This window comes from Zwartia lucis (assembly GCF_965234455.1).
Lineage (GTDB): Bacteria > Pseudomonadota > Gammaproteobacteria > Burkholderiales > Burkholderiaceae_B > Zwartia > Zwartia lucis.
The window spans coordinates 344,612-356,474 of record NZ_OZ248472.1 but is presented as its reverse complement, the minus strand read 5'-3'; the positions used below and the strand labels follow the sequence as shown (position 1 = coordinate 356,474).

The 11,863-nt window shown below is 48.0% G+C and carries 13 protein-coding genes and 1 pseudogene; 5 read left to right on the top strand and 9 right to left on the bottom strand.

Translation table 11 applies throughout. The features are described 5' to 3' along the window. The first annotated feature begins 258 nt into the window (after positions 1 to 258). The 3 genes and pseudogenes from AC8GE9_RS01750 (at position 259) to dtd (ending at position 2,319) form a co-directional block, all read left to right on the top strand. On the top strand, positions 259 to 594 hold the full coding sequence (locus AC8GE9_RS01750) for a twin-arginine translocation signal domain-containing protein (protein ID WP_506675387.1): 336 nt from the start codon (positions 259 to 261) through the stop codon (positions 592 to 594). 12 nt (positions 595 to 606) lie between these two features. Then, positions 607 to 1,782: pseudogene (locus tag AC8GE9_RS01745) on the top strand (sulfatase-like hydrolase/transferase); the annotation flags it as partial. Positions 1,783 to 1,881: 99 nt separating this feature from the next. Beyond that, positions 1,882 to 2,319: a D-aminoacyl-tRNA deacylase gene (dtd, locus tag AC8GE9_RS01740; RefSeq protein WP_506675386.1), complete on the top strand. Its 438-nt coding sequence runs from the start codon at positions 1,882 to 1,884 to the stop codon at positions 2,317 to 2,319. Between the two features lie 60 nt (positions 2,320 to 2,379). Here the strand turns inward: dtd and AC8GE9_RS01735 are convergent, their stop codons facing one another. The 5 genes from AC8GE9_RS01735 to AC8GE9_RS01715 form a co-directional block, all read right to left on the bottom strand. Next, the gene (locus AC8GE9_RS01735; protein WP_506675385.1) at positions 2,380 to 3,669 is read right to left on the bottom strand and encodes an NAD(P)/FAD-dependent oxidoreductase; all 1,290 of its coding nucleotides are present in this window, start codon (positions 3,667 to 3,669) and stop codon (positions 2,380 to 2,382) included. A gap of 15 nt (positions 3,670 to 3,684) precedes the next feature. Continuing rightward, the gene (locus AC8GE9_RS01730) at positions 3,685 to 4,416 is read right to left on the bottom strand and encodes an amino acid ABC transporter ATP-binding protein (protein ID WP_506675384.1); all 732 of its coding nucleotides are present in this window, start codon (positions 4,414 to 4,416) and stop codon (positions 3,685 to 3,687) included. Then, positions 4,413 to 5,066 (bottom strand): amino acid ABC transporter permease, encoded by a 654-nt coding sequence (locus AC8GE9_RS01725; protein ID WP_506675383.1) that lies wholly within the window; start codon positions 5,064 to 5,066, stop codon positions 4,413 to 4,415. Before AC8GE9_RS01725 ends, AC8GE9_RS01730 begins: the two co-directional genes overlap by 4 nt. 67 nt (positions 5,067 to 5,133) lie before the next feature. Then, positions 5,134 to 5,895, bottom strand: a complete 762-nt coding sequence (locus AC8GE9_RS01720; protein WP_506675382.1) for an ABC transporter substrate-binding protein — start codon at positions 5,893 to 5,895, stop codon at positions 5,134 to 5,136. A gap of 29 nt (positions 5,896 to 5,924) precedes the next feature. Next, a complete protein-coding gene (locus AC8GE9_RS01715) occupies positions 5,925 to 6,554 on the bottom strand; it encodes a helix-turn-helix domain-containing protein (RefSeq protein WP_506675381.1) in 630 nt (209 codons plus the stop codon). A 234-nt stretch (positions 6,555 to 6,788) separates the two neighbouring features. On the opposite strand from AC8GE9_RS01715, the gene AC8GE9_RS01710 reads away from it, so the two are divergent. Both AC8GE9_RS01710 and AC8GE9_RS01705 read left to right on the top strand, forming a co-directional pair. Next, entirely contained in the window at positions 6,789 to 7,697 is a 909-nt protein-coding gene (locus AC8GE9_RS01710) for an alpha/beta fold hydrolase (protein WP_506675380.1), read from the top strand. 89 nt (positions 7,698 to 7,786) lie between these two features. Further along, positions 7,787 to 8,215 carry a hypothetical protein gene (locus tag AC8GE9_RS01705; protein WP_506675379.1) on the top strand — a complete coding sequence of 143 codons (429 nt, stop codon included), beginning with the start codon at positions 7,787 to 7,789 and terminating at the stop codon, positions 8,213 to 8,215. Here the strand turns inward: AC8GE9_RS01705 and AC8GE9_RS01700 are convergent. From AC8GE9_RS01700 to AC8GE9_RS01685, 4 genes are all read right to left on the bottom strand, one after another. Next, positions 8,212 to 8,601, bottom strand: coding sequence for a hypothetical protein (locus AC8GE9_RS01700; RefSeq protein ID WP_506675378.1), 390 nt, complete (start codon positions 8,599 to 8,601; stop codon positions 8,212 to 8,214). The genes AC8GE9_RS01705 and AC8GE9_RS01700 overlap by 4 nt on opposite strands. Before the next feature lie 91 nt (positions 8,602 to 8,692). Beyond that, positions 8,693 to 9,760, bottom strand: a complete 1,068-nt coding sequence (locus AC8GE9_RS01695; RefSeq protein WP_506675377.1) for a phosphotransferase — start codon at positions 9,758 to 9,760, stop codon at positions 8,693 to 8,695. Beyond that, complete coding sequence (locus tag AC8GE9_RS01690) at positions 9,757 to 10,542, bottom strand: SDR family NAD(P)-dependent oxidoreductase (RefSeq protein WP_506675376.1); 786 nt, start codon at positions 10,540 to 10,542, stop codon at positions 9,757 to 9,759. The genes AC8GE9_RS01695 and AC8GE9_RS01690 overlap by 4 nt, the downstream gene beginning before the upstream one ends. Continuing rightward, positions 10,539 to 11,735: an acyl-CoA dehydrogenase family protein gene (locus AC8GE9_RS01685; protein WP_506675375.1), complete on the bottom strand. Its 1,197-nt coding sequence runs from the start codon at positions 11,733 to 11,735 to the stop codon at positions 10,539 to 10,541. The genes AC8GE9_RS01690 and AC8GE9_RS01685 overlap by 4 nt, the downstream gene beginning before the upstream one ends. Between the last annotated feature and the right edge of the window lie 128 nt (positions 11,736 to 11,863).

The following is an 11,863-nucleotide window of genomic DNA, read 5'->3' as shown; positions in this document are numbered from 1 at the left end:
CTTTAAATTACGACATACATGGATTGAGAGAAACTGTGTGCTTTGACCGCTCCCACCTCTCTTTTTTGTGAAAAAAACAGCAACATTTAAGCGAACTCCTGACAAGACGCGAAGCTCTAAAAATTATTTTGATTGTGCTTGTCTTTTAAGCGTTGAAAGTGCAGCGAGTGATATGAATACTAAATATTAATTAGCCTTTAGGTCTTATTAAGTAAATGTTAATGTTGAAGGTATTACTTAGCGAAAGGAGGCATTCAAATGTCCAGTAAGAATAAAAACATCGCCCAGCCTTCAGAGAACACTCTTGACGCTCAAGCCGTCAGTGATAGACGTAAATTCATTCAGGGGGCTGGTCTCAGCGCGGTTGCCGCAGCAGCGGGTTCATTGATCGCTTCAAATGCGACCGCTCAAACAAAAAATACAGGGCCGCGGGCTGCACAGCCAAATATCGTTTTTATCCTGACCGATAACTTAGGTTACGGCGAGGTAGGGTGTTACGGCGGCGGCATCACGCGAGGTGCCGCCACACCGCGTATTGATTCCTTGGCTAAAGAGGGGACAAAACTTCTTAACGCGAATATGGAAACCCAATGAACACCTAGCCGCTCAAGCTTGATGACGGGTCGTTGGGCAATTCGGTCCGGCACCCATTCCGTTCCATTTGGAGGTGTCGCGGATGGACTCACGCAATGGGAAATCACGATCGGTCAGGCTCTTTGCGATGCGGGATACGCGACAGGTTATTACGGCAAGTGGCACCTCGGTAGTTTTGATGGCCGCCTACCAAATGACAAAGGCTTTGATGAATGGTTTGGCATTCCTCGCACAACCGATGAGGCGCTTTGGCCATCCTCGCCCGGTTGGCGTCCTGAAATCATGTCGCCTGAGCACATCATGGAGGGCAAGAAAGGCGAAAAGAGTCAGGTGCTCAAGGTTTACGATGTTGATCAACGCAAGCTGATTGATGCCGAGGTCACCCGACGTTCCGTTGCCTTTATTGAGCGAGGAGCCAAGTCTGGAAAGCCATTTTTTACCTACGTGGCCTTGACGCAACCCCATCTGCCTTCACTTCCGAATCCTAAGTTTGCGGGTAAAACAGGGAATGGGGAATGGGCAGATATGCTTGCCGAGATGGATGCGAACGTTGGTCAGATTCTGGATGCAGTCGACAACGCCGGTGTACGTGAAAATACAATCGTTGTGTTTACGAGTGACAACGGTGCGGAGTTCTATAAGCCTTGGGATGGCTGGTCGGGTCCGTGGCGTGGGCAATATTTCACGGCGCTAGAAGGGGGGATTCGTGTCCCTTTCCTCATACGTTGGCCCGGACAGATTCCTGCTGAACGCATTAGCAATGAGATTGTTCATGACGTAGATATGTTCGCCACTTTCGCAAAAATTTGTGGTGCAAAAATTCCGAATGATCGACCCATAGACAGTGTGGATCAGTCTGATTTCTTGCTTGGAAAAAAAGAAAACTCCGCGCGCGAAGGATTTCCGATCTTCTGTGCAGAGCGTCTTCAGGCCGTCAAATGGCGTAATTGGAAATTGCACTTCATGAGACAGGATACGATGTTCGACCCGCCAGTCAAAAATCCTGTACCGACGATCTTTAACTTATTTACTGATCCTCGAGAGGAAAAGCCGGCGCTCGATACTTGGGTGGTCGGACCAATGTTAAAAATAGTCGGAGAGTTTGAGCAGAGTGTTAAGCAAAACCCTCTCATTCCGATGGGAACGCCCGACCCATATATTCCGACCAAAAACAAACGTATGTCATAAATATTTATACTCGGTTTTGTGCCTGTATTCCTTCATGTATTTTCTATATCAATTAGAGCATATCGGTAGAATTTTTTTAAATGTATTGGATGGGTGAAAATGCAGGCTTTATTGCAGAGAGTCTCTGAAGCAAGTGTCTCAGTGGAAAACGCTATTGTGGGTCAGATCGGCCAAGGGTTACTCGTACTTCTATGTGCCGAGCATGGGGATACTAAAGAATCTTCACTTCAGATGATGGAGAAAATATTAAAGTTGCGTATTTTTTCTGATAAAAATGGCAAGATGAACCTGTCCGTTCAAGATATTAATGGGGCATTGTTAATCGTGTCGCAGTTCACATTAGCTGCTGATACTTCAAAAGGTAATCGGCCTAGCTTTGGCCGAGCAGCTTCTTTTTTAAGTGCCAAAAATTTATATGATGAATTTGTATCGCTTGCTCAAGAGAGCGGCATCCACGTAGAAACGGGTGTTTTTGGTGCTGACATGAAAGTATTCTTGATTAACAACGGTCCCGTAACAATTCCAATGACTGCTTAACGGGCAATCACGAAATCAGGTACTAGATAATTATCACCAGTTCTCCTCTATGAGCTGCCATCAAAGTCCTCCGTCATTTATTCGGTACCAAGTGACTACTGCATTGACGTAAAGTCTTCGAAGACCATAAAGAGGAAAAGATTTTGCAACAGTAATTGGGAATGGAAGTTTTAGTTTATCTCCACTGGTGACGTATTCTGCTATTGCACGCCCCATACTAGTTTGGAGACCGACACCTCTACCCATACAGCCAATATCAATTAGAAGTCCTGGTGCAGGTTCGTGCAGATGAGGTAGATAATCTCTTGTTACTGCTACGCGTCCACACCATCGAAACTCAATCGGTTGGCCTTTTACTTGAGGAAACATTTTGTACATGACTCGTTCGAGATGAGCCCAGTCTGCATCGCCTTTGGGTTCACGAAATGGTCCACGTCCCCCCATCAATAACCGTCCCTGGTGATCCAGCCTAAAGTACAGAAGCAAATTACGTGTATCCGAGCAAACATGGCCTTGAGGTAGGATAGTTTGCCTAATATGGTCGGGGAGGGGTTTGGTTGCGACCTGAAAAGTATTGGCATCAATAATTGTAGTTTTAAGTTTTGGCCATAAGTCGCCGCCGTAGGCATTTGTGCACATGACTACTCGATCTGCTGTGATACTTGCCCCGTTATTTACTCGAACAGACCACTTTCCATCTTTTAGAGATAAGTGTTCAACAGGTGATTGAGTGTAAATGTTTGCGCCAGCATTTATGGCAGCACGCCCCAATTCTCTAACGTAACTCAGTGGCTGAACAGCTCCAGCGCGTTCATCAACCCAACCACCTAGGTATCTATCCGTGCCAAGTAAGGATTGTGCCTGTGATTGATTGAGATATTTTACAGGTGCACCGTGTCGACCCCATTGCTCAGCTCGCTGATTTGCAAGACTCAAAGCAGCTTGCGTGTGCGCACCTTGTATCCAGCCGTTTCGTACGTGTGGAACGTTCATTTTATTACTATTAATTAAATCAAAGACTGAGTCTGCTGTACTTCCAGCAAATTTAATTAAATGACTACCGCGCTCAGATCCATACATGCTGATCATTTCTTGAGGATCGTATTTAAGCCCTGGAATGACTTGTCCTCCATTTCGACCAGATGCTCCAAACCCAATCTCTTGCGCTTCAAGAACGGTCGTTTTTACGCCTTTCTGTGAAAGATGAAGCGCAGTGCTTAGGCCTGCGAATCCACCACCAATCACCGCTACATCACAATGATGATTTTTTTCTAAGGAATCAGTTTGAGGCGCAGGTATTGCAGTGGCTGACCACAGTGACGGAGATAAGGGGAATGGAATTGGGTACATGATAAATCCTTAAATTCAGATCGGATGCAAAACACGTCGTAAAAAGTCTTGTGTTCTAGGATGCTTTGGATGATTGAGGATGTTTGCAGCAGGACCTTCTTCGACAATAACGCCCTCGTCAATGAACATCACCCGATCAGCGACTTCTCGTGCAAATCCCATCTCATGGGTGACGACGACCATAGTCATTCCTGATTGGGCTAGTTTGCGCATTACGCTCAATACGTCACCGACTAGTTCAGGGTCTAAGGCAGATGTAGGTTCATCAAATAAAATAGCTTTAGGTTGCATTGCAAGCGCTCTGGCGATAGCTACGCGCTGTTGCTGACCTCCGGAAAGTTGCGGGGGATATGCATCCTCTTTATCTCCTAGGCCTACACTCACTAAAAGAGCACGTCCTCGCTCAAAAGCAGAATCTTTACTTTCTTTTTTTACGTAAATGGGTCCCTCAACTACATTTTCTAACGCAGTTCTATGGGGAAAAAGGTTGAATTTTTGAAACACCATTGAAACCTGTGTACGTATCATTCCAATTGATTTTTTCTCGCTGTCAACGATTACGCCATCTATCGAGATTTCACCGGATTCATAACGTTCAAGACCATTAATACATCTTAAGATTGTGGATTTCCCTGACCCTGAAGGGCCTATGATGCATACGACTTCACCCTTGCAAATTGATGCTGAAACGCCTTTTAATACCTCATTTCGTCCAAAGCTTTTATGCACATTTTTTAATTCAATCATTTTGCAGCATTCCTTTTTTCCAGGTGTCTGACCAAAATAATGAGAGGGATGCACATAATGAGATACATCAGAGCTACTAAAGTAAACACAGTTGCATTTTTAAAGTTTGATGCTGCGATAAGTTTTCCCTGAAGTGCCAGCTCTGCAACAGTAATCGTGGATGCTTGAGACGAATCTTTTAACATCATGATCATTGTGTTTCCATAAGGAGGAAGAATGATGCGTACTGCTTGCGGGAGAATTACCCGTCTCATTGTCATTGATTTATTCATTCCCATCGCCATCGCTGCTTCAACCTGTCCTTTATCAATTGCCTCTATTCCAGCTCTGAAGTTCTCAGCTTGATAAGCTGAGTAAGCAATGCCAAGGCCTATGATTGCAGCATGAAGTGCAGAAAGAGATAAACCAAAATCAGGCATGACAAAGTAAATATAGAACAGCAGCACAATGATCGGAATTCCTCTTAAAAGATTAATCATTGTGGTGCTGAACCATACCAATGCGTGTATTTTGGATACACGCATTAATGCCCAAATCATTCCAAGCACGGTTGAGAAAATTAATGATCCAGTTGTTACTAATACAGTCAACTGAGCACCTTGGAGCAAAATCGGAACGAATTCGACTGCATCTTTAAAAAATTGAATCATATGATTGGCTCTTCTGGTGCTGTTGAGACTTTGTGTAGACGTTGTTATCTTGTTTTCGAATTATTTTTTATACACCAAGTCCCCATTTTTTCAAGATCGTATCGATGGTTCCATTCGCCTTAAGTTTAGCCAGGGCAGCATTTACTGTTGCTAACAACTGAGGGTTATCCTTATTTGCGGCAATTCCGATATTGCCCATTATGGTTGGCTGATAAGACTTATCAAGCCGAACATTAGGGTTATTTCCTTGGCTCAGGATGTAAGCCGCAATGGGGTAGTCCAATAAGCCAGCTTCAATTCTGCCTGCATTAAGGTCGCGGATCATGTCCCCCGATCCGTCATAAAGTTTTACTTCTTTAATCCCCTGAGTTTTTTTCAATGGTTCGACAAATGCTGTTCCAACCTGCACGCCAACTGTCATTCCTTTTAGATCAGCAAAAGATGTATATGTTTTTTGAGCAACCTTGGTACTTAACATCAAACCCTCACCATATCGATAAATAGGTTCGGAGAATGCAACAACCTCTTGCCGAGGAGGAGTGATGAACATCGCAGCTGAAATAAGGTCGATGCGCTTAGATGTAAGGGATGCTATCAGTGTTGAAAAAGGCATTGGTTCAATCTGTACAGTAAATCCTGCTTCTTTACCAACAGCTTTTATAATATCAACCATCGCGCCTTCAATTGTGTTTGTTTTTGTATCTAAGAAAGTGAAGGGGATACCTGTCGGTGTTGAGCCGACTTTTACTACTTTTTGGGCAAGAGCATTTGTACTAAGTGCGAATGCGACTAAAGATACTAGAGTTAATGTAAGTGACTTTATTTTCATGGTGCTTCTCCTGAGGTGAGTAAGATTTTTTAACTAGTTTGAATGTTTGAAATAGCCCAAATAACTTCTGCTGTGGAAGTTCCTGGGTTGCGCCATCGACGAGGTGTTCGACTGCTATAACAAAAACTATCTCCTGCATTGAGTAACATAACTTTATTGTCAATCCATAGTTCTAGTGCTCCACTTAAAACCATTCCAACCTGTTCTCCTTTATCTGTAGAAAACCACTGATCACCAGAAGATGCGCCAGGTTGAATCAGGGCACGGCATAGGTCCAAATCTTTAGCGAGTGCTGGCGTGACGATTTCCTTTGCAATTCCTTTGTCCTCTAAGTTCAAACGCCTATGTGACCCCGCACGAGCGATCGCTCCTTCAGCATTGTCATTTTCCAATTCAGCATTTCTGATTAGCGAATCAGGCGACACGCCAAGCTCATTGGCGAGTAAATGGAGAAACTTGATTGATATGGAGCTCATGCCTCTCTCTATCTGACTTAATAGTCCGACAGACATTTGACATGCACTGGCAACCTCTACAAGCGACTTTTGTCGGCTCTTGCGAAGTTGCCTAATGTGCTGCCCAAGCCACATATCAACGGCAGATTGAGCCTTTAAAGGTTTATATGTTTTTGGAATGACGGAAATGGGTTCTTTTTGCACGTTATTGAAATTTTCATTTTTGTATAATTTTCAATATTAAAGATACTGTAATGTTTCACAACCTAGTAAATACCCTATGCCGCTTGTTAATGGACTAATCAGTTCGTTCAATATCACTATGCTGCTGAACTTAAGCGGTTCTAAACAAAGCATCGAAGAAGAGAGTCATCAAAAGCGAAATGTTGATAGTTAACTGCGGTTAACATTTGGGCTTCTACTAGTAAAAGCGTTCACATGCAAAATCTTAGAAAAATAAGTGCTGGTGTACTCGAGATCGCCTATGCCGAATCAGGACCTGCGGAGGGGCCACCCGTTTTCTTGATGCATGGATTTCCCTACGATATTCATGCCTACAGCGAAGTGGCTCCTATACTCGCCAAAGCAGGTTGCCGGGTCATCGTGCCATATTTACGCGGTTACGGTCCCACTAGATTTTTAAATCAAGAAACACCGCGTTCTGGTGAACAAGCCGCATTAGGTGCAGATCTTCTTGCCTTGATGGATGCCTTGGCGATTCCTCAGGCTGTATTGGCGGGGTATGACTGGGGTGGACGCGCTGCCTGTGTGGTGGCTGCGCTGTGGCCAGAGCGCTGTAAAGGCCTTGTATCCTTTAATAGCTACAACATTCAAAATATCGCGCAAGCGATGGTGCCAGACTTGCCTGAAAACGAGCATCGTCTTTGGTATCAATACCATTTTCATAGCGAGCGAGGCCGTGCCGGTCTTGAAAAGGACCGTCGCGCTGTCACGCATTTACTTTGGAAACTTTGGTCGCCGACGTGGCGTTTCAATGAAGACACTTTTGCAAAGAGTGCTGCGTCTTTTGATAACCCTGACTTTGTCGACGTTGTGATTCAGTCTTATCGACATCGTTTTGGACTGGTCGAGGGAGATCCTGCCTACGCTCAGATTGAGGCTCGACTGGCGCAGCAGCCTGCGATTACAGTACCTACCATCACTTTCGATGGAGAAGACGATGGTGTACGTCCACCCTCTAGGGTTGGACCCCATGCTCAGCGCTTCACGGGGTCACGCTCTCATCGCGTCATCCCAGGGGTGGGGCATAACATGCCGCAGGAAGTGCCTGAGATATTTGCGAATGCGGTGCTTGAGCTTTTAAGTTCTTCAGCGAAGCGTTCGTGATAAAAGCGTTCTTGATAAATAATTCACAAATTGACGCAACCCCAATGTAAAATTACTAACCGGATATTTTTATTATTGAGTGTGGCAACATGACAGCGTCTAAAGATAATGATCTTTTTGGTATTCCGGATGAATTAAATATTCCTTCTAAAAATACCAAAAAAAAGACTGATCGAAAAACGACCACCAAGCAAACAACTCTCGCCACAAGGTCGGGTAAGCCACCCAAAGCTGGGACATCGACTGCTGCGGTTTCCACATCCCCTTTACCGGGACAGGGTTTTTTGCCGGGCTTATCCAGGAGAGGCCGCCCCAGACTCGCCAAACCGATATCCGCCGTTGAGCGCACAGCCGAACATCGTCGCAAACGCATCGCCAATGGCGCAAAGCGCGTGGAGATTATTCTGGATGCTGATGTGTCGCAAGCCTTGGATCGACTCGCATCACATCATCAAGAAGCGCGCAGTGAGGTGATCGCAACCCTTATCCGCAAGGCTGCGTCACGACTCAAAGTTTAGCGATCACCTTTCCGGTTAGCGGGGCCACCGCGGTTAGCACCTTCTTCAGGTCGATCTGCACCCCTGCCGGGAGCCACCCCCGCGCCAGGTGCACCTACACCTCTACCTGGAGCCACCCCCGCGCCTGGAGCACCTGCACCTCTGCCAGGAACCACCTCCGCGCCTCGTGCACCTACACCCGGACCAGGCAGAACTCCAACGCCTGGTGCACCTACACCCGGACCAGGCAGAACCCCCACACCTGGTGCACCTACACCAAGGGGTTCAGCGACACAGCCGACAGGTAAGCCTGGAGCGGTGCACACAATGCGAGCGTTTGCATGGCTGGTAAAAAGCGTGAGGGCGGCGACAGGCGCCATCAGGCCGAGCATCACTGAGCGTTTCATATTTTAAGACCTATAGGCGTGGATGTGAGACCCACCCACTATAGCAACATGCTGACATCCGCATATCATTTTTGCTAGTCTTTGAGAGGGTTCAGCGCTTTGAACGTTCGTATCTCTGGGCATAATGCCAGCCAATATCAGCAAGTGGTCGCGCTTTACTACCGGTTTCCTTCGCATCAGGCGCTGAGGCTGTACCATCTGCCGCGCGTCTCGCAATCCCTTGCAAAATAGCGGCCATGCGGAACAGGTTGTAGGCGATATAAAAGTCCCAGTGTTCTTCTCCGGCAAAACCTGTTGCGTCGGTATAGCGCTTGACATACGTGGTCTCGTCTGGAATCCCTAACGCAGCTAAGTCCAAGCCTGCGATGCCACGCCAAAGCGAGGCAGGAATATGCCAACTCATGCAATGATAGGCAAAATCAGCCATGGGATGACCGAGGGTTGCGAGCTCCCAGTCCAGTAAACCCAGCGCGCGTGGCTCGGTTGGATGGAACACCAAATTATCCAAGCGATAGTCGCCATGCACGATTGACGTTTGATCGCCCGCAGGAATGTTTTGAGGCAGCCACTCAATCAATGCGTGCAAGGACGCAATGTTTTCAGTGTTGGCTTCCAGATATTGGCGGCTCCAACGTGCAATCTGACGTTGAAAATAATTACCGGGTTTGCCAAAGGTCTCAAGACCCACTGCGCCAGGATCAACTTGATGGAGCGCTGCAATCACGCGGTTCATTTCTTCGTAAATCGCGCCACGTTGCACAGGGGTCATGCCCGGTAGCGACTGATCCACAATCACACGTCCCTTGAGGAACTCCATGATGTAAAAAGGCGTGCCGACAATCTCAAGGTCATCACTAAACGCATGCAGCTTCGGCACAGGCACATCGCTGTCTTGCAGCGCCTTCATCACGCGATACTCACGGTCGACCGCGTGCGCAGAGGCCATCAAGACGCCGGGCGGTTTTTTACGAAGAACCAGTTGTTGCGCGCCGTTAGTCAACAAAAAAGTAGGGTTTGATTGCCCCCCCGTCAAGGGCTGACAAGAAAGCGCGCCGCGCTCAACAATCCCTTGCGCACGCAGCCAGTCTGCCAACACTTCAAGCTTAAACTGTCCGTAGGTGTTTGAGCCGCCAGGTTGCTGAGCAGAAATGTCACTCATAGCGAGCTCACCAGATGCCCCCAGTCGACGGGTAAGGTCGTTCCAGTCATTGCTTGACTTGCTTCCGAAGCAAGTAAAAGCAAGGGGCCGTCCAAATCTTCCATCTGACAAAAGCGCCGAAAGGGGATGCGTAACTCGAGTTTTTTCCCCGCTTCGCTCGCTAAAAATTCGCGATTAAGATCCGTGACAACATACCCCGGCAAAATCGCATTCACACGGATCCCGTAGCGTGCAAACTCCAGCGCAAGTGCTTTAGTGAACTGGATCACGCCCGCTTTCGACGTGGCATAGGCGACAACAGCGCCAGCGACTCGCTCGCCTATGATCGACGAAATATTAATGATGCTGCCTTTCTTCTTGTGCTTGACAAGCCGTCGAGCCGCCTCCGTATCCACCATCCAACAACCTTTTAAATTGGTGTCAATCACATCGTCCCAATCTTGCTCGGTGTGATCAAGCGCAGGTTTTGCAACGGTTGTGCCGGCATTGCTGATAATGACATCTGCCACGAGTCCAAGCGATTCGATTTGATCAAAGCAGGCCTTGACGCTGTCAGCGCTTGTCACGTCGAGTGACACTGCAGAGGCTTGTGATCCCGAGGCTTTGAGTTCGTCGACAAGTGCTTGAAGCTTGTCCACGCGTCGGGCAGCGACAATGACATGAGCGCCCGCCTGTGAGAGCGTTTTTGCCATGTGGCGGCCGATGCCGCTTGAGGCGCCCGTGACCAGTGCCGTGCGACCCTGCAGACTAAATAGTGTGTGATGCAAGGCTGTGGCGCTCATGCTTTGACTCCTGTGTGCACTCCTGCGCGTTTATCTGCTGCGTCCAGGATCTTGCGGGCCATGCTCCAGCGATGGACTTCGCTTGGACCGTCATAAATCCTGAAGGCGCGCATATCCAGAAAAATACGCATCACAATCGTTTCGCCTGTGACACCTTGACCACCCAGCATTTGGACGCAACGGTCCACAATGCGCCATTCGGCCTCTGAGCACGTGACCTTTGCGCGGCTTGATTCAAAATTACAAGTTTGTCCTTGGTCAAGGAGCCAGGCCGTGTGCGCGATATGCAAGCGCGAAGTCTGAATATCCATATCGTTGTCCGCAAGCATGAAGCCCACGCCTTCGTGCTTACCTAACGCGCGTCCAAACGCTTGGCGCGTGCGCGCATACTCTGTGGCGATATCATGCGCACGGCGAGCTTGTCCTAGCCAGCGCATGCAATGTGTGAGTCGAGCAGGGGCCAAGCGCACTTGCGCGTACTTAAAGCCACGGCCGATTTCTCCAAGCACGTCGGTTGCTGGAATACGAACATTCGTAAACTCCATGACGCAATGACCACCGGTAAAACAGCTATCCATCGCATCCATTTGGCGGGTCACGCTGATGCCGGCGCAATTCATATCTGATAAGAACATGGTCGCAGAGCCATCTTCCATTTTTGCCATGATGATGACGTAGGTGGCCCCTAGCGCACCCGTGATAAACCATTTGGTGCCGTTGATGACATAGTCGTCACCGTCTTTGACCGCAGTCGTCAGCATCATCGAGGGGTCCGCGCCCGCACCGGGATGGGGCTCAGTCATTGCAAAACAAGAACGCGTCAATCCCTGCACTTGTGGGCGCAACCAGCGCTCTTTTTGTTCTTCGGTGGCCACCATCTCCATCAGGTGGATGTTGCCTTCGTCGGGAGCATGGATATTCATGGCCGTTGGGCCGAGTGTCGAATAACCGGCTTCTTCAAAGACGATCGCCTTGTCCGTATGTGTCAGTCCCAAGCCACCCATGTCGATCGAGGCATGGGGGGTCAGTAAACCTGCTTCGCGGGCCAGGCCCACAAGTTGAGCGCGAAGCTCTTCAGTCGGTCCATGAGAAGTCGCCCGTGGGTCTTTTTCAAGAGGAATAATCTTGTCGGCGATAAAGCGTCGAGTGCGGTCTTGCAGCTCGAGTTGTGCGGAGGTCAGGGAAAAATCCATGTTACGTGTCCTGTTTGCTGAGTAGGGCGAATCTAGCGCATGCTGACGCAATCTTTAATATTACCCAATCAACGACAACGCGTACGACGTCGGCAATAATCGCTATGATCTCCATATCGAACATTCAT

What these genes read in the sequence shown, in the direction of transcription:
- AC8GE9_RS01720 (WP_506675382.1), bottom strand. Translation starts at nt 5,895, where the DNA reads ATGAAAATAAAGTCACTTACATTAACTCTAGTATCTTTAGTCGCATTC.
- AC8GE9_RS01690 (WP_506675376.1), bottom strand. Translation starts at nt 10,542, where the DNA reads ATGAGCGCCACAGCCTTGCATCACACACTATTTAGTCTGCAGGGTCGC.
- AC8GE9_RS01710 (WP_506675380.1), top strand. Translation starts at nt 6,789, where the DNA reads ATGCAAAATCTTAGAAAAATAAGTGCTGGTGTACTCGAGATCGCCTAT.
- AC8GE9_RS01700 (WP_506675378.1), bottom strand. Translation starts at nt 8,601, where the DNA reads ATGAAACGCTCAGTGATGCTCGGCCTGATGGCGCCTGTCGCCGCCCTC.
- AC8GE9_RS01735 (WP_506675385.1), bottom strand. Translation starts at nt 3,669, where the DNA reads ATGTACCCAATTCCATTCCCCTTATCTCCGTCACTGTGGTCAGCCACT.
- AC8GE9_RS01730 (WP_506675384.1), bottom strand. Translation starts at nt 4,416, where the DNA reads ATGATTGAATTAAAAAATGTGCATAAAAGCTTTGGACGAAATGAGGTA.
- AC8GE9_RS01695 (WP_506675377.1), bottom strand. Translation starts at nt 9,760, where the DNA reads ATGAGTGACATTTCTGCTCAGCAACCTGGCGGCTCAAACACCTACGGA.
- dtd (WP_506675386.1), top strand. Translation starts at nt 1,882, where the DNA reads ATGCAGGCTTTATTGCAGAGAGTCTCTGAAGCAAGTGTCTCAGTGGAA.
- AC8GE9_RS01705 (WP_506675379.1), top strand. Translation starts at nt 7,787, where the DNA reads ATGACAGCGTCTAAAGATAATGATCTTTTTGGTATTCCGGATGAATTA.
- AC8GE9_RS01685 (WP_506675375.1), bottom strand. Translation starts at nt 11,735, where the DNA reads ATGGATTTTTCCCTGACCTCCGCACAACTCGAGCTGCAAGACCGCACT.
- AC8GE9_RS01725 (WP_506675383.1), bottom strand. Translation starts at nt 5,066, where the DNA reads ATGATTCAATTTTTTAAAGATGCAGTCGAATTCGTTCCGATTTTGCTC.
- AC8GE9_RS01750 (WP_506675387.1), top strand. Translation starts at nt 259, where the DNA reads ATGTCCAGTAAGAATAAAAACATCGCCCAGCCTTCAGAGAACACTCTT.